Origin of the sequence: Aeromonas sp. ZOR0002 (genome assembly GCF_963866995.1) — a bacterium.
GTDB classification, from domain to species: domain Bacteria; phylum Pseudomonadota; class Gammaproteobacteria; order Enterobacterales; family Aeromonadaceae; genus Aeromonas; species Aeromonas caviae.
Genome location: NZ_CAWMFQ010000021.1, coordinates 1 through 25,517 on the forward strand (window position 1 = coordinate 1; position 25,517 = coordinate 25,517).

20 protein-coding genes are annotated in these 25,517 nt (G+C 62.7%); 11 read left to right on the forward strand and 9 right to left on the reverse strand.

Features of this window, described 5'->3' with window-relative positions; all coding sequences use genetic code 11:
- The 5 genes from AACR77_RS01365 to grpE form a co-directional block, all read right to left on the reverse strand.
- Positions 1–788: aminoimidazole riboside kinase (locus AACR77_RS01365; protein WP_042879321.1), on the reverse strand; the 788-nt coding region annotated here is incomplete at its 3' end.
- Between the two features lie 156 nt (positions 789–944).
- Complete coding sequence (locus AACR77_RS01370) at positions 945–2,435, reverse strand: carbohydrate porin (protein WP_081999358.1); 1,491 nt, start codon at positions 2,433–2,435, stop codon at positions 945–947.
- A gap of 264 nt (positions 2,436–2,699) precedes the next feature.
- Complete coding sequence (gene dnaJ, locus AACR77_RS01375; RefSeq protein WP_042879325.1) at positions 2,700–3,836, reverse strand: molecular chaperone DnaJ; 1,137 nt, start codon at positions 3,834–3,836, stop codon at positions 2,700–2,702.
- Positions 3,837–4,090: 254 nt separating this feature from the next.
- Positions 4,091–6,019 carry a molecular chaperone DnaK gene (gene dnaK, locus AACR77_RS01380; RefSeq protein ID WP_010673646.1) on the reverse strand — a complete coding sequence of 643 codons (1,929 nt, stop codon included), beginning with the start codon at positions 6,017–6,019 and terminating at the stop codon, positions 4,091–4,093.
- 283 nt (positions 6,020–6,302) lie between these two features.
- Positions 6,303–6,878 carry a nucleotide exchange factor GrpE gene (grpE, locus tag AACR77_RS01385; RefSeq protein WP_029314044.1) on the reverse strand — a complete coding sequence of 192 codons (576 nt, stop codon included), beginning with the start codon at positions 6,876–6,878 and terminating at the stop codon, positions 6,303–6,305.
- A gap of 263 nt (positions 6,879–7,141) precedes the next feature.
- On the opposite strand from grpE, the gene nadK reads away from it, so the two are divergent.
- Positions 7,142–8,026, forward strand: coding sequence for an NAD(+) kinase (gene nadK / locus AACR77_RS01390; protein ID WP_010673644.1), 885 nt, complete (start codon positions 7,142–7,144; stop codon positions 8,024–8,026).
- Positions 8,027–8,050: 24 nt separating this feature from the next.
- On the opposite strand, the gene AACR77_RS01395 is transcribed toward nadK, so the two are convergent.
- Positions 8,051–9,208 (reverse strand): GGDEF domain-containing protein, encoded by a 1,158-nt coding sequence (locus AACR77_RS01395; protein WP_042879326.1) that lies wholly within the window; start codon positions 9,206–9,208, stop codon positions 8,051–8,053.
- 306 nt (positions 9,209–9,514) lie between these two features.
- Here AACR77_RS01395 and recN point away from each other — a divergent pair, with 306 nt between their 5' ends.
- From recN to AACR77_RS01430, 7 genes are all read left to right on the forward strand, one after another.
- Positions 9,515–11,179, forward strand: a complete 1,665-nt coding sequence (gene recN / locus AACR77_RS01400) for a DNA repair protein RecN (protein ID WP_042879328.1) — start codon at positions 9,515–9,517, stop codon at positions 11,177–11,179.
- A 471-nt stretch (positions 11,180–11,650) separates the two neighbouring features.
- Positions 11,651–12,091 (forward strand): universal stress protein, encoded by a 441-nt coding sequence (locus AACR77_RS01405; protein WP_041213254.1) that lies wholly within the window; start codon positions 11,651–11,653, stop codon positions 12,089–12,091.
- A gap of 194 nt (positions 12,092–12,285) precedes the next feature.
- The gene (locus AACR77_RS01410; protein WP_042879330.1) at positions 12,286–13,449 is read left to right on the forward strand and encodes an efflux RND transporter periplasmic adaptor subunit; all 1,164 of its coding nucleotides are present in this window, start codon (positions 12,286–12,288) and stop codon (positions 13,447–13,449) included.
- The gene (locus AACR77_RS01415) at positions 13,446–15,470 is read left to right on the forward strand and encodes a MacB family efflux pump subunit (protein WP_042879332.1); all 2,025 of its coding nucleotides are present in this window, start codon (positions 13,446–13,448) and stop codon (positions 15,468–15,470) included. The genes AACR77_RS01410 and AACR77_RS01415 overlap by 4 nt, the downstream gene beginning before the upstream one ends.
- Positions 15,467–16,840, forward strand: a complete 1,374-nt coding sequence (locus AACR77_RS01420) for an efflux transporter outer membrane subunit (protein WP_042879334.1) — start codon at positions 15,467–15,469, stop codon at positions 16,838–16,840. The genes AACR77_RS01415 and AACR77_RS01420 overlap by 4 nt, the downstream gene beginning before the upstream one ends.
- Before the next feature lie 132 nt (positions 16,841–16,972).
- Entirely contained in the window at positions 16,973–17,779 is an 807-nt protein-coding gene (locus AACR77_RS01425; protein WP_042879337.1) for a siderophore-interacting protein, read from the forward strand.
- Between the two features lie 250 nt (positions 17,780–18,029).
- On the forward strand, positions 18,030–19,136 hold the full coding sequence (locus tag AACR77_RS01430; protein ID WP_042879339.1) for a 3-deoxy-7-phosphoheptulonate synthase: 1,107 nt from the start codon (positions 18,030–18,032) through the stop codon (positions 19,134–19,136).
- A 470-nt stretch (positions 19,137–19,606) separates the two neighbouring features.
- Here the strand turns inward: AACR77_RS01430 and AACR77_RS01435 are convergent, their stop codons facing one another.
- Together AACR77_RS01435 and dsdC are read right to left on the reverse strand one after the other, a co-directional pair.
- Complete coding sequence (locus tag AACR77_RS01435) at positions 19,607–20,014, reverse strand: H-NS family histone-like protein (protein ID WP_010673634.1); 408 nt, start codon at positions 20,012–20,014, stop codon at positions 19,607–19,609.
- Between the two features lie 349 nt (positions 20,015–20,363).
- Complete coding sequence (dsdC, locus tag AACR77_RS01440) at positions 20,364–21,308, reverse strand: DNA-binding transcriptional regulator DsdC (RefSeq protein WP_042879341.1); 945 nt, start codon at positions 21,306–21,308, stop codon at positions 20,364–20,366.
- Between the two features lie 215 nt (positions 21,309–21,523).
- Between dsdC and dsdA the strand changes: the two genes are divergently transcribed.
- Together dsdA and AACR77_RS01450 are read left to right on the forward strand one after the other, a co-directional pair.
- Entirely contained in the window at positions 21,524–22,855 is a 1,332-nt protein-coding gene (gene dsdA / locus AACR77_RS01445; RefSeq protein WP_042879342.1) for a D-serine ammonia-lyase, read from the forward strand.
- Between the two features lie 339 nt (positions 22,856–23,194).
- Positions 23,195–23,371, forward strand: a complete 177-nt coding sequence (locus AACR77_RS01450; protein WP_010673631.1) for a hypothetical protein — start codon at positions 23,195–23,197, stop codon at positions 23,369–23,371.
- Between the two features lie 66 nt (positions 23,372–23,437).
- On the opposite strand, the gene icd is transcribed toward AACR77_RS01450, so the two are convergent.
- A complete protein-coding gene (gene icd, locus AACR77_RS01455) occupies positions 23,438–24,691 on the reverse strand; it encodes an NADP-dependent isocitrate dehydrogenase (RefSeq protein WP_010673630.1) in 1,254 nt (417 codons plus the stop codon).
- A 410-nt stretch (positions 24,692–25,101) separates the two neighbouring features.
- Here icd and AACR77_RS01460 point away from each other — a divergent pair.
- Positions 25,102–25,517 (forward strand): alpha/beta hydrolase (locus tag AACR77_RS01460; protein WP_042879344.1); only part of this gene is annotated, 416 nt, incomplete at its 3' end.

A 25,517-nucleotide genomic window follows, 5' to 3' on the forward strand; every position in this document is an offset into this window, starting at 1 on the left:
AGCTCGGCCTGCGTCGGCAGCGAGGTCCGTTCGGCCAAGGCCGCCAGCAGTCCGGCGACGAAGGCGTCCCCCGCCCCCGTGGTATCGAGTGGCGTCACTTTGGGCCCCACCCACTCCAGCAACTCGCCACCCAGACGGGCCACCACGCCCCCCGCCCCCCGGGTCACCAGCACCAGGGCCGGGCCTGAAAGAGTGGCAAGCCCCGCCGCCAGATCGTCCAGACCGCTCAGCAGTTGCAGCTCCTCCACCGAGAGCTTGACCACGTCTGCAAGGGCCATGGCCTCGCGCACCACGGGCAGCATCTCGGCAGGGTTGCCCCACACCTCTGGCCTCAGGTTGGGGTCGAAGCAGACCCGCCCCCCGACGGCCCGGATGGTCGCCATGGCTTGCAGGCAACTGCTGCGCACCGGCTCGTTGGCGAGCGCAATGGAGCAGGTCAGCAGCCACTGCCCGGCCTGGAAGACCGGCAGATCGGCGGGGCTCAGGAACTGATCGGCGCTCGGGCGCACCATGAAGGTGAAGCTGCGCTCCCCCGCCTCATCGAGATCCACCAGCACCGTGCTGGTGCGATGGGCCGGATCCAGGATCAGGTGGCGAATGTCGACCCCCTCCCTGGCCAGGGTCTCCCCCATGAAGCGGCCGAAGGGATCCGCGCCAACCCGGCCAATGAAGGCCGACTCCCCGCCGAGCCGGGCAACGCCCACCGCCACGTTGGCCGGTGCGCCACCCGGACACTTGAGGTAGTGCTGCTCCCCTTCCGGGATCAAGTCCACTACCGCATCCCCCATTACCCACACACGATTCGTCACCTTGTTGCTACTCCACTGCTGCACAGGATTTGCCGGGGTCAGCCCCGGGTTCTGGGTCCGCATTATCAGCTAAACCGTTTTAGCTAACCAACAGATCCCGGGGCCGCCTGCCATTTTTGTGATCGGGATAACGAACTAGAACCAGGTTTCCATCTGCACGCCGAAGTTCCACTCGCCCCCGGCGGTGAAGTTGCTCTGGCCCATGGCATCGGAGCTGGCGTAGTTGTCGAGCTCGGAGGACCAGTCCATCCAGGTGGCGAACACCCGAAGCTCGGGCCGCTCGAAGAAGCCGGCGGTCTGCGCCTTGAAGGTCGGCGCGAAGGTGAGCTTGGTGAAATCGCCGCTCACCGCCTGGCGACCCTTGTAGCCCTTGGGATCGAGGTCCATGTACTGCCAGGTCGCCTCGTAGACCAGCTCGACGTTCTGGCTCAGCACCTGGGCCAGGCGGCCATTGAGGGTCACCCAGCGGTACTCGTCCCCCTTCACGTAACGATCCTGGCTGTGCTCGGCCAGCAGGGCCGGGGCGACACGCCAGCGGGGCGCAAGATCGGTGGCGCCAAACACGGCGACCCGCACCGCATCGGCATCCGGCAGCAGCTCGCTGTCGGAGCCCAGCCCCTTGAGCTCGGCCCCCAGACCGTGGCCATACAGCACCGCCGCCTTGGAGAAACCGGGGTTGATGCCAAAGAAACTGTCGGCGTGGTAGGCCACCAGGGTGTGGGCCCCCTTGTTCGCCGCTTCGCTGCCCGCGCCGCCGTCATTGATGCGCGCCTCGTTGTCCTTGGCGGAGAGGCCGTTCAGCATCCACTGCCAGTTGCCAACGCGGTTGTTCATGGTGAGGATGTAGCTCTCGATGTCGGAGAGACCGCTCGCGCTGATGTCGCCGTAGTCGCGCCCGTAGAGGGAGAAGTTTGCCTTCCAGCTGTCGGCCAGCTGCACGTCGTAGACGCCGCCGCCGGTGCCGGCCAGGAAGACCACGTCCGAGTCGAGCCAGTGGATGTCGAAGTTGTCCCGGTCAAAGCGCTTGCCCGCCCAGAGCACCGAGTGCTGGAAAGGACCGCTGAAGCTCGCCAGATCGCCGATTTCGGCAAACACCTGGCGGGTGTTGAGGCTGGAATCGCTGGCGGTCCAGTCGTTGCTGGTCTCCACCCCGTCCGCCAGCATCAGCTTGTAGCGGGCCCAGCTGCCATCGTCGAAGGTCTGGGTCTTCAGCAGGTTGGCCTCCATGTAGGTGTCATCCTCGTTGCCAAGGCGACCCACGGCGCCGCCCACCGAGCCGGCCGGGGTGATGTAGGGGCCGCCGCGGCCACCGTTGCCATTGCCGTTCACCAGCAGGCCCGAGCGGGCATAGCCGTGGAACTCGAAGCCCTGGGCCCCGACGGTCTGCTTGTCCACCTTCTCGCTCTGAGCCTTGGCCACCACGGCCGTCTCGCGGGCTTCGTTTGCCTTGCTCTGGGCCTCGTCGGCCCGTGCTTCGGCAGCGGTGGCACGCGCCTCGGCCGCCTGCACCCGCGCCTCCAGCGCCGCCAGACGAGCCTCGATACCACCATCCGCCGCCCACAACGGGTTGCTCATTCCCAATCCCAGCGCCACGGCCAGCGCCAACTTGCTCTTGAACATCGTCATCGTCCTCACCTGTCTTCTGTCGCCCGTCCGGGCTCTGTTGTTGTTGACGAGCCGAGCATAGCTAAACCGCTTTAGCTGACTCAATATGCCAGCTAAACCGTTTCAGCTGGAGTGTGAGCGGGATAACATTTGTACAGGGGGAATTGGCGGAAGTTGTGAGGAGGATCCCTCATCGGGATCCACTCAATAAGGGGGGATCCAGGCCAGATGGCGGGCAAAAAAAAGCCGGCACATCCGTGCCGGCTTGGGTAACGCGGGTCGCGTTTATTTGGTCAGGTCGTCGAAGAAGCGTTTCACCCCTTCGAAGAAGCCTTCGGATTTCGGCTTGTGGGTCTTGGCAGCGGCGCCGCTGAAGGAGTCGTCCAGCTGGCGCAGCAGATCTTTCTGGGTCTCGGTCAGCTTGACCGGAGTCTCGATCACCACCTTGCACATCAGATCCCCCACCTGGCCGGAGCGCACGGACTTGACGCCCTTGCCCCGCAGGCGGAACAGCTTGCCGGTCTGGGTTTCTGCCGTGACCTTGAGCTTGACCCGGCCATCCAGGGTCGGCACCTCGATCTCGCCGCCGAGCGCCGCCGTGGTGAAGCTGATGGGCACTTCGCAGTAGAGGTCGTTGCCGTCACGGACGAAGATCTCGTGCTCGCGCACATGAACCTGTACGTACAGATCCCCCGCCGATGCGCCGGTTTCCCCCGCTTCCCCTTCGCCGGAGAGACGGATGCGATCCCCGGTATCGACCCCGGCCGGGATCTTGACCGACAGGGTCTTGGTCTTCTGGTAACGCCCTTCCCCATGGCACTTGCGGCACGGATCCTTGATGATCTTGCCGCGACCGTGACAGTGGGGGCAGGGCTGCTGCACCGCGAAGAAGCCCTGGCGCATCTGCACCTGGCCGGAGCCGTGGCAGGTGGGGCAGGTCTGGGCGGAGCTGCCAGTATGGGCACCGGAGCCGTTGCACACTTCGCAGTGGACCTGGGTCGGGATCTTGATCTCCTTGGAGACCCCGCGCACCGCCTCTTCCAGCGTCAGCTCCATGTTGTAGCGCAGGTCGGCGCCACGGGCCGGGCCGCGACGACCGCCCCCGCGACCACCGAAGATGTCGCCAAACACGTCGCCGAAGATGTCGCCGAAATCGGCGCCACCGCCAAAGCCGCCGTGGCCGCCACTCTGGCTCGGATCCACCCCGGCATGACCGTACTGGTCATAACGGGCACGCAGGTTCTCGTCGGTCAGGACCTCGTAGGCTTCCTTGACCTCTTTGAACTTCTCTTCAGCCCCGGCATCACCCTGGTTGCGATCCGGGTGATACTTCATGGCCAGACGCTTGTACGCCTTCTTGATCTCGCGCTCGTCGGCACCTTTCGACACCCCGAGCACTTCGTAGAAATCGCGCTTCGACATACTCATCCTGTTGCTATATCAGCAGTTACGCAGACGGGCGTTGGTTACCCAACGCCCGTAAATTCATTGACGAATCTGCTCACACTCTTACTACGAAGCCGTGATCAAGGCTCATGTGCTGCTCGGAATCCTCACGTATATCTGTACGCTCCGGTTCCTGCGCTGCTCTTTACCTTGCTGACGGCCTCTCGCGACAGACCGTGAACAGATTCTGAGCCGATGGGCGAAGCGGACTTCGCCCATCCGGGTCGGGCTTATTTCTTGTCGTCTTTCACTTCTTCGAACTCGGCGTCGACCACGTCGTCGTCAGCCTTGGCAGAAGAGGAGGACTGACCGGCGTCAGCACCGGCGGCGCCTTGCGCCTGAGCCTGCTGCTGGGCAATCTCCATCAGCTTCTGGGACGCTTCCAGCAGCGCTTGCTGCTTGGCTTCGATGGCAGCCTTGTCGTCACCCTTGATGGCGGATTCCAGCTCGCTCAGGGCAGTCTCGATCTTGGTCTTCTCGTCGGCAGGCAGGGCTTCACCGGCTTCGGTGACCTGCTTGCGCACGGAGTGGACCAGACCGTCAGCCTGGTTGCGGGCCTGCACCAGCTCTTCGAACTTCTTGTCCTCGGCCGCGTTGGCTTCGGCTTCGCGTACCATGCGTTCGATCTCGTCATCAGACAGACCGGAAGAGGCCTGGATGGTGATCTTCTGCTCCTTGTTGGTCTCCTTGTCTTTGGCGGAGACGTGCAGGATGCCGTTGGCGTCGATGTCGAAGGTCACTTCGATCTGCGGCAGACCACGCGGTGCCGGACGGATGCCTTCCAGGTTGAACTGGCCCAGGGACTTGTTGTCGCTGGCGCGCTTGCGCTCACCCTGCAGCACGTGAATGGTCACGGCAGACTGGTTGTCTTCGGCGGTTGAGAACACCTGGGACTTCTTGGTCGGAATGGTGGTGTTCTTCTCGATGAGCGCGGTCATCACGCTGCCCATGGTCTCGATCCCCAGGGAGAGCGGAGTCACGTCCAGCAGCAGTACGTCGGTCTTGTCACCGGACAGCACGGCACCCTGGATGGCAGCACCCATGGCCACGGCTTCGTCCGGGTTGACGTCTTTGCGCGGCTCTTTGCCGAAGAAGTCGGCCACGGTCTTCTGAACCAGCGGCATACGGGTCTGACCGCCCACCAGGATGACGTCGTCGATCTCGCCAACCGCCAGACCGGAGTCTTTCAGGGCGACACGAACCGGCTCCAGGGAGTCTTTCACCATGTCTTCCACCAGGGATTCCAGCTTGGCGCGGGTCACCTTGATGTTCATGTGCTTCGGACCGGTGGCATCTGCTGTGATGTACGGCAGGTTCACGTCGGTCTGCTGGGCAGAAGAGAGCTCGATCTTGGCTTTTTCGGCGGCATCTTTCAGACGCTGCAAGGCCAGCTGGTCGTTGCGCAGGTCAATGCCCTGCTCGCGCTTGAACTCGTCAACCAGGTAGTTGATGACGCGGTTGTCGAAGTCTTCACCACCCAGGTGGGTGTTACCGTTGGTCGCCAGCACTTCGAAGGTGGTTTCCCCTTCGACTTCGTCGATCTCGATGATGGAGATATCGAAGGTACCGCCCCCTAAGTCATATACGGCAACCTTGCGCTCGCCCTTGACCTTGTTGACGCCGTAGGCAAACGCAGCCGCAGTCGGCTCGTTGATGATGCGTTTTACATCCAGACCGGCGATGCGACCGGCATCCTTGGTGGCCTGACGCTGAGCGTCGTTGAAGTAGGCCGGTACGGTGATAACGGCTTCGGTCACCGGCTCGCCCAGGTAGTCCTCGGCGGTCTTCTTCATCTTTTTCAGCACTTCGGCAGAGATCTGCGGCGGTGCCATCTTCTTGCCTTTCACTTCAACCCAGGCGTCACCGTTGTCGGCCTTGGCGATGGCGTACGGCATGATTTTCAGGTCACGTTGTACTTCGTCATCTTCGAAACGACGGCCGATCAGACGCTTGATGGCGAACAGCGTGTTCTTCGGGTTGGTGATGGCTTGGCGCTTGGCCGGCTGACCAACCAGGATTTCGCCGTCATCGGCATAGGCAATGATGGACGGAGTAGTACGGTCGCCTTCCGCGTTCTCGATCACGCGAGCATGGTCGCCATCCAGAATAGCGACGCAGGAGTTGGTAGTACCCAGGTCAATACCGATGATTTTACCCATTTGACGAATCTCCAAATACTTTGAATAAACTGGCGAGGGGCTCGCCTTGATACGTTAACGGCTAGGGGGGGCCTGCCACTGTGGCTTTCAAGCTCCCGGCATCAAATTTTTTGTGCCGCCGTGGCCTTGCAACCTATATGGGGTCTCAAGTCGGCGCTTCAAGTCCGGCCCTGAAAAAACCTGCATACAGGCCACCTGACAGCCAAATGACGCCAGACACGTTTTCTGGCGCCACATCCAACAAAAAGCCCGCCAAGCGGCGGGCTTGGTGAGAACAGCGCGATCAGTCAGCGGACTTGGAGACCATCACCATGGCCGGACGGATGACGCGGCCGTTGAGCTCGTAGCCCTTCTGCATCACGGCGATGACGGTGTTCGGCGCCACGTCGGCACTGGGCACCATGCTCATGGCCTGGTGGGCATTGGGGTCGAACGGCTGGTTGGTCGGGTCCAGCGCCACCAGGCCAAACTTGGCCACGCCGCTCTGCATGGATTTCAGGGTCAGCTCGACCCCTTCAATCATCGGCTTGAGGGTGTCGTTCTCCTTGTCCGCCAGCTCGATGGCGCGCTCCAGGTTGTCCAGCACCGGCAAGAGCTCTGCGGCGAACTTCTCCAGTGCAAACTTGTGGGCTTTCTCCACGTCCTGAGCGGCACGGCGACGCAGGTTCTCCATCTCGGCAACGGCGCGAATGGCGCGCTCGCGCTCTTCCAGGGAGGCCTGCTGGGCCGCCTCCAGCTGGGCCTCCAGCTCGGCGATGCGGGCCTGCTCGGCTGTCACTTCACTGTCTACATCGGTCGGCTCGACTGGCTGGGCTTCCACTTGCTCCATCGCTTCAACCTTTTGTTCTTCGTGGCTCATGACATCTCCAATATTCAGGGGTTGCGTGTGAGGGTGGCTGGCGTTCAGACAAGCGACACGCGCCAGCAGACCCTGTGTTGGCGCTATTATGGGGACACAGCCCCGGCTTTCAAGGGGAAAAGGGCAGATCGGGCACAATGGCGCCCATCCGCGTGCCAGGCAGCCCCTTTTCGGGGCCGATTGCACCAACCGCCACGGAGGCAGACAAATCCCCGGCAAAGCGCGGTATACTCCCCCCAAGACTCTCCCAGACCCGATAACCTATGGATTCTCCGTTCAAAACCGTTGCCCTCATCGGCAAGCCCCATCACGAGGGGGCCAACCAGACCCTGACCGGCCTGTACCAGTACCTGACCAGCCGCGGCTTTCGCGTGCTGCTGGAGAGCCGGGTGGCCCATACTCTGGGGCTGCTCGGGGAGAACGTGATGGATCTGGTGCAGCTCGGCGAGCAGGCGGATCTCGCCATCGTCGTCGGCGGTGACGGCAACATGCTGGGGGCCGCCCGGGTGCTGTCACGGTTTGATGTGGCGGTGATCGGGGTGAACCGGGGCAACCTCGGCTTCCTGACCGATCTCTCGCCCCAGGATTATCTGCTGCCCCTGGAGCAGGTGCTCTCGGGTCACTTCAAGAGCGAGCATCGCTTCCTGCTGGAGGCCGCCGTCTATCGCCACGGGGAGCGCAAGTCGAGCAACCTCGCGGTCAACGAGGCGGTGCTTCACCCGGGCAAGATCGCCCACATGATCGAGTTCGAGGTCTACATCGACGGCAGCTTCATGTACAGCCAGCGCTCGGACGGCATCATAGTGGCGACACCCACCGGCTCCACCGCCTACTCCCTGTCGGCAGGGGGCGCCATTCTCACCCCCAAACTCAACGCCATCACGCTGGTGCCCATGTTCCCGCACACCCTGAGCAGCCGCCCCATCGTGCTGGATGCGGACAGCGAAGTGCGGCTGCTGGTCTCGCCGGACAACCAGGACGACGCCATGCAGGTGAGCTGCGACGGCCAGGTCACCCTGGCGGTCCACCCGGGGGACGAGATCCTCATCAAGAAGAGCAGCCACAAGCTGCATCTGGTGCATCCCCTGGATTACAGCTACTTCCACGTGCTGCGCAACAAGCTCGGTTGGGGCAGCAAGCTCTTCTAGCCAGGCAACACCGGTGGCGAGGGTCTACCCCTCGCTGCTTTCGACCAGCCGAGGCGGTGCCGGCTCGAATGCCAGATGCACCCCGTTTCTCCCCGCTTCCTTCACCCGGTACATGGCAGCATCGGCTTTGGTCAGCATCAGTGCCAGGTCAGCCTCGGCACTGGCGCACACGACCCCCATGCTCACCGTGACCCCCTCGCAAGGCAGGCAGGCCCCCTGCCGGGAGCCCGTCTCTATCTGGCGGCGGATCCGGTCACAGATGTCGCGGGCCATCTGGCCGCTCACGCCCCCCATGATGATGGCGAACTCCTCGCCACCGATGCGCCCCACCAGATCATCCTTGCGTACCTCGGCCACCAGCACCCCGGCCACATAGCGAATGACCTCATCCCCGCAGCCGTGACCAAACTGGTCGTTGACCCGCTTGAAGTGATCGATATCCAGGACCACCACGCAGCGCGTCTGCCCAGGCATAGCCCCCTCTCCCTGCCTGAAGAGACCGCGCCGATTGAGCACCCCGGTGAGGGGATCCCGCTCCGAGAGCGCCAGCAATGCCTCCTCCGTCTCCACATAGGCCACCAGAGGCAGCAGCAACACCGAGCCGATGGTCAGCACCATATGCATGAAGAAGATGAGATCGAGCCAGCCTCCGTCTCCCATCCGCCCTTCGGCTCCCAGCAAGAGCAGCCCCCCCTGACTCAGCAGGATGGTGAAATGCAGCAGGTAAATGAGCGCCACCACATGGAGCACCCGCTTCTGTTGCCGGCCGAGAGAGACGATGAGGCAGGCGCACCACAGGTACAACATCGACTCCATCAGAGCCAGCACAATGCGCACGGGGGCGAGGCTGGACAGTCCCAGATAGAGCAGCAGCAACACCGCCACGCCTCCCCTCACGGTACGGGGATGCCATGCGCGTTCGTAAAGCGCACAAAAACCGGCGAGCAACAGCAGGATGCTCATGAGCGAGACCAGGCCGCCGACCCGGATGCCCAGCGCCGGATGGCCGCCCAACACCCCCAGACTGAGCAGCAGGATGGAGAGGGAGAAGAGAAAAGCGGAGAGGGACCAGTACAGAAAGTTGCCTCGACCCGGCTTCAGGGAGTGGATGAACAGCATGATCAGCCCCGACATCAGGTTGATTGCCAGGGAGATCAGCAGCAGGGTCGGGGTATGGATCATCGTGACGCATCCTTGCGAAGAGGTCTGTACACAGCCCAGGCTCAACCAGGACTGTTTCGAGTGTGTCTCAGCCAGCCACTCACCACAAGAGAGCCCCTCAAGGTGGCTTCTCGCATCGCCTCAGCCCATGCCAGGTACGCAGGTTGATTTTGCAGGCCATCTGATCGGCGTCACACTCATGCCGCGGCCTTGACATCCTTGCCCTCCCCCTGTTTCGCAAAAATCCTCCCTGCCCACTTTACTGTATATAAGACCAGTATATACTGGATGCATACACAGTAATGTTGACCCATACAGGATGAGACCATGCTGACCCAGCTGACCGTCAACAACTTCGCCATCGTCAAGTTTCTCGAGCTCGATCTGCAACCGGGGATGACCTGCATCACCGGGGAGACCGGGGCGGGCAAATCCATCGCCATCGATGCTCTGGGGCTGTGCCTGGGGGAGCGCGCCGAAGCCAGCATGGTGCGCCCGGGCAGCGACAAGACCGAGGTGAGTGCCCGCTTCCTGCTAGAGGGTAATCCTGCCGCCCGGGCCTGGCTCGCCACCAACGAGCTTGAAAATGACGGTGAGTGCATCGTCCGGCGGGTACTGTCCGCCGAGGGGCGCTCTCGCAGCTATATCAACGGGGTTCCCGTCCCCCTCGCCCAGCTCAGGAACCTGGGTCAACTGCTGGTCAACGTCCACGGTCAGCACGCTCACCAGATGCTGCTCAAACCCGATTACCAGCTCGCCCTGCTGGACGGCTACGCCGGTCATCATCTGCTCCTCGACGATGTGCGCCGCCACTACCAGCAGTGGCGCCAGTTGCAAAACGAGCTCAACCGGCTCAAGGCCGAGCAGCAGCAGCGGGAAGCTCGCCGTCAACTCATCGAATACCAGGTGCAGGAGCTGGACGAATTTGCCCTTCAGCCGGGAGAGTTTGAAGAGATTGAAGAGGAGCATCAGCGGCTCGCCAATGGCACCGAGCTGATGCAGGAGTGCGGGTATTGCCTCGATCTGCTCTATGACAATGAAGAGACCACCATCGCCGGTCTGCTGCAGACGGCCGTGGACAGGGCCGAGACCCTGGTCGGCATGGACAGCCGGCTTGGCAACGTGCTCGGCATGCTCAACGAAGCCCTGATCGGCGTACAGGAGAGCCACAGCGAGCTGCGCAGCTACCTCGACCGGCTGGAACTGGATCCAGAGCGCTTCAACGAGCTGGAGAGCCGCCTCTCCAAGGCCATCAACCTGGCACGCAAGCACCATGTCAAACCGGCGGAGCTGGCCCTGCACCATCAGGAGCTGGCCGCCGATCTGGCCCGCCTCAACTCCGACGAGGAGCGCCTCGAGGGGATGGAGGACGAGCTGGCCTCGGCCCGCCAGGCCTTCATGCAGGCCGCCGAGGCCCTGAGCCAGAGCCGCCAGCGCTATGCCGAGGAGCTGGGCGCGAAGGTAAGCGCCAGCATGCACGAACTGGCGATGCCAGATGGCCGCTTCGCCATCGAGGTGCGACCCGATGCCCAGAGCAGCCTCTCGCCCCTTGGCATCGATCGGGTGGAGTTCATGGTCACCACCAACCCGGGTCAGCCCATCCAACCCCTTGGCAAGGTGGCTTCCGGCGGCGAGCTGTCGCGTATCAGCCTCGCCATCGTGGTGATCAGTGCACGCAAGATCTCCACCCCGACCCTTATCTTCGACGAAGTGGATGTGGGGATCAGCGGCCCGACCGCCGCCGTGGTGGGCCGCCTGTTGCGCCAGCTCGGCGAATCCACCCAGGTGATGGTGGTCACCCACCTGCCCCAGGTGGCAGGCAAGGGTCACCAGCACATGGTGGTGAGCAAACACACCGACGGCAAGACAACGGAAACCCAGATGCAGGCGCTCACCCCGGGCGCCCGGCTCAACGAACTGGCCCGCCTGCTGGGGGGCGATCAGATCACCGACAACACCCTGGCCAATGCCCGTGAGTTGCTCGCAAGCTGACCACGGGGCGGGCGGGATATCCCCCCGCCCATGTCGGCCCTTTCAGATTGACCGAGTCATCATCGCAGTGGCCAGTTGAAGCCTCTTGCCGACGGCGCCGGCCTGGTTGGCCCATGCCGTGAGCCGCAAGCAAGAACGAGGGGCTGCCCTGGCTAATCCGCGGCACGTGTCTTGATGCTCAGTCTGAACCTGCCAGCCTGGTCATTACCCAGTCGGGCTTCCATCGCCATGGTCAGGGCGCCACTCATCTTCGTTGCACTCATTCACATTTCGAACGGACACATCCCTTCATTTTCCATTCAACTCAGTCTGTTATGATGATGTAAACGGACTCGGTACCTTCAGTTGCCATCGACAGAAGGTGACGCTTGATGCAAACACACCGGGTTCGTTTGAGCTGACATTTCGCGGGAAGGGAGGATGGGAGCGCGCTTCCGCCGTCTGACCCGCACCTGCCAAGGAGAACTGCTTATGAGCCCGACCAATATTGTGCTGTTGCTGGAAGGCAAGGATTACGAGCAGGAGACACTGGCCAAGGCGAGCCGTCTGGCACAAGGGCTGGGCGCCAACCTGACCTTGTTGCACCTGACCCACAGCAGCAAGACCCGTCGCAATAGTCTGTCCCTGTCACAAGAGGAGCGCAGCCCCCAGGGCACCCTGGATGCCAAGGCGATCATCAGTGAACTCATCACCCAGCTGTCTCACCCAGTGGATTACCAGTGTCTGGTGGTGGATGACGTGGTGCCGGATCTCCAGCGCTGGCTGACCGCTCACCCCGCCGACCTCTTGCTGGTCGGCAGCCGTCATCACTGGATGGAGGGCTCGCTGGCCCGTCTGCTCCTCTACAAACTGCCCCTCGATATCCAGATCTGCCACGAGCCTCACGCCGCCTTGCTCAAAGCCGTCGGTTGACACCACAAGACCCGCTCCCTGAGCGGGTCTTCTTGTTTCTGACGCCCCGCCGTCACCCTCCCCCAGCTTGACCTCCTCCACTGCGTCACCGCCAGAACCACACGATTTCTTACACATTGCTCGCTTCTTTTTGAGGGCCATTTGCTGCACGATATGGCCCTTGCACGCCTTCGCTCGTTTCGTTCAGGTGATAAATGAAAGCTCTTCGAAAACCCGGCAAGCTCGCCCTGCTCGCCCTTGTGCTGATCCCTCTCGTCACCTGGCTGGCCTGGCCAGGCAACACACCGGACCCGGTACTGACCGCAACGGTTACCCGACAGGATGTGGAGCAGACGGTGCTCGCAAGTGGCGTACTGCAGGCCATCGAGCAGGTGGATGTGGGGGCCCAGGTCTCGGGTCAGGTCACCTATCTCGCGGTGGAAGCGGGTCAACAGGTCAAACAAGGAGAGCTGCTGGCGGAGATCGATCCCCTGATCGCCCAGAACAACCTCAAGACCGCCGAAGCTGAGCTGGCCAGCCGCCGCGCCCAGCTCAAGATCAAGCAGGCACAGCTCAAACAGAACGAGCTTGCCTGGCGCCGCCAGCAGCAGATGTTTCGGCAGGAAGCGAGCTCTCGTGCGGATCTGGAGAGCGCCGAAGCCCAGCTTGCCGTCACCCGGGCCGAGCTGCAAAGCGCCCAGGCCGACATCGACAACGCCATCATCAAGGTGGAACGCGCCAAGACGGAGCTCGGCTACAACCGCATTCAGGCCCCCATGGATGGTACCGTCGTCTCCATCGTCACCCGGCAGGGGCAGACCCTGGCCGCCAGCCAGACGGTACCGACCCTGCTCAAGCTCGCCAATCTCGACACCATGACGGTCAAGGCCCAGATCTCCGAAGCGGACGTCACCCGTGTCAAGGCAGGCATGCCGGTCTATTTCACCCTGATAGGGGATCCGGATACTCGCTACCACGGTACCCTTCGCACGGTCGAACTGGCCCCCACCAACATCAATGAGCAGACGGCCAGCACCACGGCCACCAGCAATGCGGCCATCTACTACTATGCCCTGTTCGATGTGCCCAACCCCGGCCATCAGCTGCGGGTCGCCATGACGACCCAGGTCACCATCGTGCTCGGCGAGCGCAAGCAGGTGCTGGCCATTCCCCAGACCGCCCTCGGCAAGAAGACTGGCGACAATGAGTACGAGGTCAGCCTGCTCAAGGCGGGGGACCAGAGAGAGATCCGCCGCATCAAGACCGGCATGAAGGATGACATCAAGATTGAGGTGGTGAGCGGCCTGAGCGAGCAGGATAAGGTGATCTTGGAGCAGGGCAAGCCGGCCCTGCACGATGAAGGGGAGATGGAGCCGTGAGCGAGCCCCTGATCCGTCTCAAGGGCATCGAGCGGCGCTACCAAAGCGGAGAGCACGAAGTGACCGTGCTGCACCCGCTGGATCTCGCCATCGATGCCGGGGAGATGGTGGCCATCGTCGGCGCCTCCGGCTCCGGCAAATCGACCCTGATGAACCTGCTGGGCTGCCTCGATCGCCCGAGTGGCGGCCAGTATCTGTTTCGCGGCCAGGATACCGCGACCCTGGATGCCCTCTCCCTGGCACGGCTGCGCTGCCACCACTTCGGCTTCATCTTCCAGCGCTATCACCTGCTGCCCCATCTGGATGCGGCCGCCAACGTGGAGATCCCCGCCATCTATGCCGGCACTGCCCGCCTTGATCGCCAGGCCCGTGCCCGCACCTTGCTGACCCGCCTGGGACTGCAGGATCGCAGCCACCACAGACCCGGCCAGCTCTCCGGCGGTCAGCAGCAGCGGGTCAGTATTGCCCGGGCGCTCGCCAACGGCGGCGAGGTGATCCTGGCGGACGAACCCACCGGCGCTCTCGACAGCCAGAGCGGCAAGGAGGTGATGGCCATCCTCAAGGAGCTGCACGCCCAGGGCCACACCATCATTCTGGTGACCCACGACATGGCGGTGGCAAGCCATGCGGATCGCATCATCACCCTGCGTGACGGGCGGGTAGTGGAGGACAGCGGCCATCGGGCGACCGATGACAACGCAGCCTCACCCTCCCTATCCGGGACGCCGGCCCACCCGCAGCCAGGTGACGGCAGCCAGCTGGCCCCTCCCCCTGTCGGGCAAGATGCACAGAGCACAGGCGCCGCCGTCCGCACCGCAAGCCGGGGCTGGGATCGCTACCGGGAGGCGGGGCGCATGGCCCTGCACGCCATGCTGGCCCATCGCATGCGCACCTTCCTCACCATGCTCGGCATCATCATCGGCATCGCCGCCGTGGTCAGCGTGGTGGCGCTGGGTCAGGGGGCGCGCGCCAAGGTGATCGACGACATCAACGCCATGGGCACCAACACCATCGACATCTTCCCCGGCAAGGACTGGGGAGACGAGAAGGCCGCCAGCATCCAGACCCTGAACGAGCGGGATCTCGACGCGCTGCTCGGCCAGCCCTATCTGGAGGGGGCCAGCCCCCAGATAGCGACGTCGGGCCAGCTTCGCTATCGCAACAAGACCAGCAGCGGCAGCGTGATCGGGGTCGGCAACGACTTTTTCCGGGTCAAGGGGATGACGCTCACCCAGGGGCGCCTGCTCGATGAGCGGGACATTCGAAACCGGACGGCAGTCGCCGTGGTGGATGGCAAGACCATAGAGAGCCTGCTCGGCAAGGTGGACCCGGTCGGCCAGGTGGTGCTGGTCGGCACCCTGCCGGTGCGCATCGTGGGGGTGGTCACCCAGGAGACCGGCTTTGGCCGCAGCAGCCAGTCGGTCAATGTCTGGCTCCCCTACAGCGCCGTCATGAGCCGTCTCCTCTCCCAGCAGCACTTCACCCAGATCACCATCCGGGTCAAAGACGGCGTCCAGCCCGCCCTGGCCGAGCAGGCGGCAGTCGCCCTGCTGACCCAGCGCCACGGCGTGAAGGACTTCTTCACCTTCAGCAGCGACAGCATCGTCAAATCGGTGGAGAAGACCACCGCCACCCTGACACTGCTGGTCTCCGCCATCGCGGTGATCTCCCTCATCGTCGGCGGCGTCGGAGTGATGAACATCATGCTGGTCTCGGTGGTGGAGCGCACCCGGGAGATAGGGATCCGCATCGCCGTCGGCGCCCGCCAGTCCGACATATTGCAACAGTTCCTCATCGAGGCGGTGATGGTCAGCCTGCTGGGGGGGCTGCTCGGTATCGGCCTCGCCCTGCTCATCGGCGCTCTCTTCTCCCTGCTCGTGGAAAGCTTCCAGATGCGCTTCTCGCTCTTCTCCATCCTGATGGCCTTCGGGTGCTCCTCCCTCATCGGGATCCTGTTTGGTTACCTGCCCGCCCGCAATGCGGCCAGGCTCGATCCGGTGGAGGCACTGGCGAGGGAATGACGATGCACAACCTATCAAGGCTCGGGCTAAGCCTGATGCTCACCGCCAGCCTCGGTGCCTGCAGCCAGCAGAGCACCTATCACAGACCCGATCTCGACGTTGCGCCAGCATGGCAGCAGAAGAGCCGTGGTCTCACCGTGCAGCAGGCTGGCCCCTGGTGGCAGGGATTCCAGGATCCCGCGCTCGATCGCCTGGTCGAGGCGGTGCTGGCCGCCAACCCGGACATGCGGGTGGCCGGGCTCAAGCTCAAGAACGCCCTGCTCGGCGCCGATCTGGCTGACACCAACCTCACCCCCTCGGTCAGCGCCAATCTCGGGGCCAGCGGCACCAAGAACATGAAAGATGGCAGCGCCAGCAGCAACCTGGGCCCCTCCCTCAACCTCAGCTACGAGGTGGATCTCTGGGGCAGACTGGCCGCGGCAAGGGATCAGGCGAGCTGGGAGGCACAAGCCAGCGAACAGGATCTGGCCGCCACCCGATTGCTGCTCATCGGCAAGACCCTGGAGCAATACTGGCAACTGGCCTACCTCGGCTCGGCCATGACCCTGGGCACCCAGCAACTGGCCAATCTGGAGCGCATTGAACGCCTGACCCGCGCCAAATACGAGGCGGGCGCCGTGACCCGACTCGATCTGGTACAGGCCAGCCAGCAGAAGGCAGGCAAGCAGGCGGAGCTCGCCACCCTCACCCAGCAGCGGGCACAGGCGGGCAATGCTCTTCGCCTGCTGCTGGGCCGCAGCAGCGGGCCGCTCGCTGACGCTCCCGACGCCCTGATCATGGGCCCGATCCCGTCCCTGGCAGCTGGCATCCCCGCCGATGTGCTGGCCCGGCGGCCCGATGTGCGCGCCGCCGAACTCAGGCTGCGCAAGACCCTTGCGAGGGGAGACGAGATCCGCACCGGCTTTTATCCCACCCTGAGCCTGACCGGCGGTGCCAGCACCACCTCGGATACCCTGACCCAGGTGCTGCAAAATCCAGTCGGCACCCTGGGCGCCACGCTGGCGCTCCCTTTCCTCGAGTACAACAAGACCCGGCTCTCCATCGCCAGCGCCGACATCGACTACCAGATTGCCGAAACCGAATTTCGCAAGCAGCTCTATACCGCGCTGCTGGAAGTGGAGGATGGCCTGGCCGCCCGTCAGCAAGGGGAACAGCGGCTGCGCTATCTGGAGCAGCAGAGGGCCTATGCCCGGGAGGCCGAGAGGCTCGCTGGCGCCCGTTTTCTGGCCGGTGCCACCGGGGTGCAACCCTGGCTGGATGAGCAGAACCGCCTGTGGGATGCCGAGCTCGCTCTGCTGGCACAGCAACAGGCCCAGCTCAACAACATGGCAGGCATCTATCGGGCACTGGGGGGAAGCGATCGAACCTGACCCAGGCAGAGAGTGTGGTATCGCGATGGACATCCCGAGGAGGTCAATCGCGACCCATTCTGCCCACAAACCAATTGATAATAGTTTTCATTTCATCAAGAATGGGCGCCATCATCAGCTAGGAGTATGCCCATGTCTCAACCCGCCCCGGCCAATCGCCCCCGCCTGCTCACCGTCAAGCATGTTCAGGATGTGAGCCCGCACCTGCGCCGAATCTGCCTGACCAGCCCCGAGCTTGTGGACTACCCCTTCAGCTGTGGCGGTGCTCATGTCAAGATCATGCTGCCCCGACCGGGTCAGCGCGAGATAGTATTGCCCACCCCCACCGACAAGGGGCCTCGCTGGCTCGATCCCGCCCAGAAACCCGTCATTCGCACCTTCACCATACGCGCGTTTCGCCGGGAGGCGCTGGAGCTCGACATCGACTTCGCCCTGCACGGCGAGGCCGGCCCCGCCAGTCGTTTCGCCCTGCACGCCAAACCGGGTGACAGGCTCGCCATCTCGGGCCCGGGCGGCCCCGACCCCATGCTGCAAATGGCCGAGCACTATTACATGGCGGGGGATCTCACCGCCCTGCCCGCCATCAGCGCCATGGTGGAAGTGATGCCGGCCCATGCCCTCGGCCATATCGCCCTGCTGGTCCCCCATCAGGACGACGTGCAGGATCTGTCGCTGCCGGCCGGCGTCGACCTGCGCTGGTTCGTGGGCAATCCGGAACAGGCCGCGACCCTGGTGGCGCATTTCACCGCCCAGCCCATGGTCGCCGAGGGGAGCTATTTCTGGTTTGGCGGGGAAGAGAGCCTGGTCGTGCCGCTGCGCCGCCACGTCAGACGCACCCTGGATGCCGAGCGCCAGCGGGTCTACGCAGTCCCCTACTGGCGCAGCGGCAAGGATGAAGACGCCTACCACCAGGACAGGCACGCCGTGATGGACAGCTGACCCCCTCTTTATCTTGTGACTGGCGGGCTTCTTCCCTCGGGGAGCGGCCTGCTTTTGCTGCGGTTCCCCCGCCATCGTTCTCTCTCCCCCCATCTTCGCCTGGCGATTTCATTGCACTTGCATTTGAGACAAACACCAAGATAATGACAATCATTCTCAACAACTGCGATGAGCCGTGAATCTGTCTGCTCCCAACAGGATGCCGCATACGGGTTCCCCATCGCACACATGCACAGCAAGGTAACTCCAGATGGCAGTTTTGAATTCGGTCATGCGCGCCTTCGCCATAGAGGCGCTACCCACCCCTGCCGAGCTGCTGGCGCAGCACCCCTGTCCGGCCGACATGGCCCGGCACATCGACAACCAGCGCCATCAGGCACGCCGGATCCTGGCAGGTGAAGACGATCGCCTCCTGGTCGTGATTGGCCCCTGCTCCATCCATGATCCCGTCGCGGCCCTGGACTATGCCGGGCGGCTGGCACGACTCGCCACCGCCTATGAAGACAGCCTTCAGATAGTCATGCGCGCCTATTTTGAAAAGCCGCGCACCACGGTGGGCTGGAAGGGGCTGGTCTTCGATCCGCACCTGGACGGCAGCAACGACATCAATCGGGGATTGCATCTGGCACGCCAAGTGCTGCTCGACATCAATGGGCTGGGGCTCGCCACCGCCACCGAATTCCTCGACACCACCAGCTTTCTCTATCTCGCCGATCTCGTCAGCTGGGGCGCCATCGGGGCACGCACCACGGAGTCTCAGGTCCACCGGCAATTGGCCTCCGCACTGCCCTGCCCCGTGGGATTCAAGAACGGTACGGACGGCAATATCCGGGTCGCCATCGATGCCATCCAGGCCAGTACCGCCTCCCACCTCTTCACCGCCCCCGGCAGCCAGGGCGGCATGGTGGTGATCAAGAGCGAAGGCAATCCCGACGGCCATATCATTCTGCGTGGCGGTACCCTGCCAAACTACCACCAGAGCGATGTGGCGGAGGCAGCAGACCGCCTCACCCGCCAGGGACTCCCCCCTCGCCTGATGGTGGATTGCAGCCATGGCAACAGCCAGAAGCTGCACACGAACCAGCTGAAGGTCGCCAAAGAGCTCTGTCGCCAGCTGAGCGAAGGGAGCCAAGCCATCGCCGCCGTCATGGTCGAGAGCTTCTTGCTGGGAGGAAACCAGAAACCGGCACCTCTGGGTGAGCTGCAATACGGTCTGTCAGTGACCGATGCCTGCCTCTGCTGGGAAGAGAGTAAACACCTGCTTGCCATGCTGGCAGAGGCGGTCCAGGCCCGTCGCCGCACCCGGAGAAAATACACACACGCCGTTCAGTCTGAACTCGGACAACCCGTCATCTAGCATTCAGTTTATTTGTTTGCCACCAATCCGTGTCTGCCTCATCCGCACATTGTCCGGCATCGTGCGGATATATCGCAGAAGAGCGGTGTCAAACAGACCATAAATAGAGGGGATAAATTAATAGGCGGTGGGCGTCATGCATCAGCATGAAAAAGAGACGGGCCGCTCAGGCGTACAGATGAGTATCCACCGCCGCTATTTCATTCTGTCACAGCAGGTATCCATGTTCGTTTCTCACAAGGGACGAAGAAAAACGGGCTGTATGAGTCCTCAGTGCGTATAAGTGGCGAGGTGGCGTGGAAGATGATGCGCCACCTTTATTGGGCACATGATGGTTATGGCTATTCCAGACGAGGCTCTCCAATTAACCGGAGTAACCTGCGCAATTGGGTTTTACTGCGACATCATCTGAACTCTGAAAATAATAATGCCGCCCTGCAGGCGGCATTATCGAGAATCGGAGCTGGCGATCAGATCAGGAAATCGTTCAGATCCTTGCCCAGCGCAACTTGCTCGGCGATGGCCTTGGGCATACGACCCTGACCGGTCCAGGTCTTCTCCTGACCGTCTTCCTGGTATTTGTATTTCGCAGGACGGGGAGCACGCTTGCTCTTGGTGGTGCCCGCCGCAGCCGGAGCCGCCACGCTGCCGATCAGCTCACGGGGATCGATACCAGCCTGTTGCAGCATTTCGGTGAATTCATTCAGTTTGCGCTGACGCTCTTCCTGTTCGGCGCGTTCCTGTTCAACGGACTCGGCACGCTCGTTATATACCAGGTCAAACTTTTCTTTCGCTTCTTGCAGTTGCTCAAACGGCAGTTCACGAATGGCAGCGCGCAAGCTGCGAATGTTCAGCAGAACCTTCAGAAACTCGTTCATTACTTCCTCACAAAATTATTTTTGTATGTCACAGGGATAACACGATTTGAGAATAGCATGCCCATTGGATAACAACATAATGTTTTTATACCATCCGGCAGCGCGCTGACACCATATGGACATTATTCACCGTGGTTAATTCCCTGCCTGATACTTATTGGGAATACTCTCACAGACTTTATTTCCTATTTTCCCCGGTTAATCTCAGGCTCACCTCATCCGTTGCACACGGTGTTATCTCTTACCCGCGTCGCTCTGCGCCAGGTCATTTAGCAGCAGTGCTGGCCCTTATTGTACAAATAGTGCGCTCATGGCCATGACCTTCGCAGACAATAAACCAGGTCCCGTGTCAGGATGCCCCTTGCGCCTGATCCTGTATCCAGCGGATGAATGCCTGGATCTTGGGACACTGGCGGTGAGGGAGGGTCGCCAGGTAATAACGCGGCTCGCAGCGCACCGCCATATCCGGGAAGGGCATCACCAGCGCTCCGCTCGCCAGCGCCTGGCTTGCCAGTTGCCTGCGCCCCATGGCGACACCGGCGTGGTGGGTGGCGGCAAGGATCGCCAGATCCGCCCGATCAAATCCCATGTGCGACGCGCAAGCCTCCAGGGAGAGATCCCAGTGCCCCCCCCAGGTGCGCCACTCGTCGCTGTCGGTGTCCTGGCCCCAGGCCTGCCTGTCATGGAGCAGGCGGCACTGCTGCAGATTCCTCACCTCCCCCATCAGACCGTGGTCGCTGGCGTATTGCGGGCTGCACACCGGCACCATGTATTCATCCATCAGGGGGTGGATGGCCAGGCCCGTCGGGGTTCTGGCATCGAAGTTGAGGGTCAGATCGATGCCGTAGCCGTGCAGGTTGATGTGCTCGTTGCCCGTCAGCAGGTTGAGCTCGATGTGAGGATGCAGACGGGAAAAATCGGCGAGCCTTGGCACCAGCCAGCACTGGGCGATGGAGGGGCGCGAGTGCAGCGTCAGGGATCCCGACAGCGCCTGCTCCCTGATCTCCAGCACCTCCTGATTGATGAACTCCAGGGAGGAGGTGAGGGCCCAGAAGATGCGCTGCCCCTCCGTGGTCAAGGCCACCTTGCGGTGAAAGCGCTGGAACAGCAAAAAACCGAGCGCCTCTTCCAGGGCCGAGATGCGGTGGCTCACCGCGCTTGGGCTCAAGGAGAGCTCGTCGGCGGCGAGCACAAAGGAGCCGTGGCGGGCCGCCGCCTCGAAGGTGTGGAGCCTGGCGAGCTGATGGCTGCTGAGCAGCTTGCTCCTCACCCCCGGGTGCTCATCGCGTTGCATGGTTGGGCCTCCCTCTCTTTTATCTGGCGGATGATACCAGAAGGGCGAGGTTTGCATTCACCAGGAAGACTCAACTCACCCGTATGCGAAGACACAACAGGGTAGATGGCCATTTGCATCAACTGGGCTCATCCAAGCCACGCGTTTTATCATTTGTCACGGCAACGCTGGCGCCGTTCAATGGGATGATTCCGTCACCACCCCGAGAGGCTTTCATGACACACACCGACATTGCCGGGCTCATCACCCGCTTTCCCCTGCTCGAACCGCTGATCGCCCTCACCCCTGTGACCTGGTTCAATCCGGGGGCCACCTCCCTCGCGGAAGGATTGCCCCATGTGGGGCTCACCCGGCACGATGTGGCCGCCGCCTCCGCCCGGCTCGCCCGCTTCGCCCCCTACCTGTGCGAGGCCTTCCCCGAAACCCGCGCCAGCCACGGCATCATCGAGTCCGGGATCGCCGCCATCCCGACCCTACAGGGGACCCTCAATGGGCGCTACGGCGTCAAACTCACCGGCAGGTTGCTGCTCAAACAAGACAGCCATCTGCCCATCTCCGGCTCCATCAAGGCGCGCGGCGGCATCCACGAGGTGCTGGCCCATGCCGAACACCTGGCCATCCAGGCTGGGCTGCTGCGCGAGACGGATGACTATCGCACGCTGTTTTCGGACGAGTTCCGCCACTTCTTCAGCCAGTACAGCATCGCGGTGGGGTCGACCGGCAACCTCGGCCTCTCCATCGGCATCATGAGTGCCCGCCTCGGCTTTCGCGTCACCGTCCACATGTCCGCCGATGCGCGGGAGTGGAAGAAGCAAAAATTGCGCGATCATGGCGCCATCGTCGTGGAATATGCCGACGATTACGGGGTGGCGGTGGAGCAGGGACGCAAGGAGGCCGAACGCGATCCCGCCTGCTTCTTCATCGATGACGAGCACTCTCGCACCCTGTTCCTCGGCTATGCGGTGGCGGGCGAGCGGGTGAAAAAGCAGTTCGACGAGATGGGCATCAGGGTGGACGCTGACCATCCGCTCTTCGTCTACCTGCCTTGCGGCGTCGGCGGTGGCCCGGGCGGGGTGGCCTTTGGTCTCAAGCTGGCGTTCGGGGACAACGTGCACTGCTTCTTCGCCGAGCCCACCCACTCCCCCTGCATGCTGCTCGGGGTCCACACCGGGTTGCACGATGCCATTGCGGTGCAAGACCTTGGCATCGACAACCTCACCGCCGCCGACGGCCTCGCGGTGGGACGCGCCTCCGGTTTTGTCGGCCGCGCCATGGAGCGGCTGCTTGCGGGCTTCTACACCCTGAGGGATCAGGAGATGTACGACCTGCTGGGGCTCCTGGCCCGGGATGAAGAGATCCGGCTCGAGCCCTCGGCACTGGCGGGCATGGCTGGCCCCTGGCGAGTGGCCGCCAATCTTGAGTGGCAGAGTGGGCAGGGACTGGATGCTGCCAATATGGCCGGGGCCACCCACCTGGTGTGGGCCACCGGCGGCGGCATGGTGCCCGCCGAGGAGATGGAAAAATACCTGGCCTGCGCCCGGATCTGATCTTTTTTTCGCCCCCTTGACCCGCCGACCTGGCGGGTTTTTCTGCTGCGAGATCAGCAAGATGGCGCCTCAGCCCTCGCCACCATGACACAGACGGCCAGACTGCTGGACAGCCTGATTTGTCATCCAGCCCCACTGACTGGTTATTTTGTGATACGATAGAGACCGTTTTTTGACATCTGCGCCCCGTTGTCCCCTTTTTCCGGTGAGATAACCACCGGATCCGGCGACCAACACCTGCCGGGCGCAGCACAACATGTGCCCAGTTCGAATCGCTCCTGCGCGACCTTGACGCCTGGAGCACTCCCCTCTGGGCACCTTAGATAAGGAGATCGGGCGATGAAACAATATCAAAGCTGGTTGGGACAATATCTGATGAGCCGCCGTGACGGAGACCACGCCATGGCATCCGAGCTCGCCAGCTCCATCTGCGAATTCTGGCAGGCCCGTGGAGATGAGGCCGAGACCAGCAAATGGCAGCAGATCTACGAGCAGCACGTGGAAAAAACCACCTGACGACCTGCTCTCTTCCATAAAAAAACCGGCGCTCATGGCGCCGGTTTTGCATTTCAACGACCCGGATCACATCTGGTCGATCATGTCCTGGGCGAACTGGGAGCAGGAACGCAAGGTGGCCCCTTCCATCAGACGCTCGAAGTCATAGGTGACGGTCTTGTTGGCGATGGCCGCTTCCATCCCCTTGACGATGAGGTCAGCCGCCTCGGTCCAGCCCAGGTGGCGCAGCATCATCTCGGCAGAGAGGATGAGGGAGCCCGGGTTGACCTTGTCCTGGCCAGCGTATTTCGGCGCGGTGCCGTGGGTGGCTTCGAACAGGGCAACGCCGTCGCCGATGTTGGCGCCCGGCGCGATGCCGATGCCGCCGACCTGGGCCGCCAGCGCGTCGGAGATGTAGTCGCCGTTGAGGTTCATACAGGCAATGACGTCATACTCGGCCGGACGCAGCAGGATCTGTTGCAGGAAGGCATCGGCGATGACGTCCTTGACGACGATGGTCTTGCCGGTTTTCGGGTTCTTGAAGGAGCACCAGGGGCCGCCGTCGATGAGCTGGGCATCGTACTCTTTCTGGGCCAGGGCATAGCCCCAATCCTTGAAGGCACCCTCGGTGAACTTCATGATGTTGCCCTTGTGCACCAGGGTCACGGAGTCGCGATCGTTGTCGATGGCGTACTCGATGGCGGCACGGACCAGACGCTCGGTACCGGCCTTGGACATGGGCTTGATGCCGATGCCGCAGGACTCGGGGAAGCGAATTTTCTTCACGCCCATCTCGTTTTGCAGGAAAGCGATCACCTTCTTGGCTTCATCGCTGTCTGCCTTCCACTCGATGCCGGCGTAGATGTCTTCGGCGTTCTCGCGGAAGATCACCATGTCGGTCAGCTCGGGGTGCTTGACCGGGCTCGGGGTCCCTTCGTAGTAACGGACCGGGCGCAGGCAGACGTAGAGGTCCAGCTCCTGGCGCAGGGCCACGTTGAGGGAGCGAATACCACCGCCGACCGGGGTGGTCAGCGGGCCCTTGATGGCCACGCAGTATTCACGAATGAAATCCAGGGTTTCGGCCGGCAGCCAGGCACCTTCGCCATAGACATGAGTCGATTTCTCGCCGGTATAGATCTCCATCCAGGCGATCTTGCGCTCGCCTTTGTAGGCTTTCTCGACCGCAGCATTCACCACATTCAACATGGCCGGGGTCACGTCCACACCGATACCATCCCCTTCGATAAACGGAATGATGGGGTTGTGGGGAACCTGCAGCTTGCCGCTGGCATCGACTGTGATTTTCTGGCCCTGGGTCGGGATAACTACTTTGCTTTCCATCGGCATCTCCTAACTTCCGTTTGTTATCAATCTGATCGTTGCGCGCGGCCATCTTAAGCCCATCCATTTGCATAATCAAATAGCGGGCGTGCATGTCAGACCATAGTCGGGGAGTGGATCACAGTGCGCCTGAGGATCCCCTCCTCCCTCGCCGCCCTCAGGTCCTGACGAGGCGCAGGCCCCGTCCATCCGGACCTCTTCCTCTCTTGATGACAGCGTCTCCCAGCCCTCGCCGCCCCGAAGGCGCCACTCCCCCAAATCCCGTTCGCCTTTACATCGTCGTAACCCCTTTGGCGAGGCAAGGCGCGCCGTGGGACAGGCTGCCGGATCCGGACTAGGCTCTTTGCCAGTGATCGGGGCGCCCGGGGCGTGGCCGGTCATGAAGAGAGCACGACAACAAGGAGAGCACCATGTTTATCGTCACCAACCGGATGGTCAACGAGCAGGGCAAGACCCCCAGCGAGATCTTTGGCGAGAAACCCGCAGAGGGCCCCAACGAACTGCGCCTCGCCGAGGCCCGGCGTCAGGGCAAGCAGTGGCAGCTGGACCTGCTGCCGGATCAGATCACCGCCGAGATGGCCGCCAGCGTCGGCCTTGACCCCGACCTCCCCCACCCGGCCAGCGCCTATGTGGCGCGCAAGCTGCTGGAGCGCTGCGCCGGGACCGGCAGCACGGCCAAGCAGAAGCTCAAGACCGGCAAACACCTGCTGCTGTTCGTACACGGCTTCAACAACGATCTTGACGATGTGCTGGAGCGAGCCGCCGGGCTCGAGGCCCGGTACGGCGTCGAGGTGCTCTGCTTCAGCTGGCCCGCCAATGGCGGCGG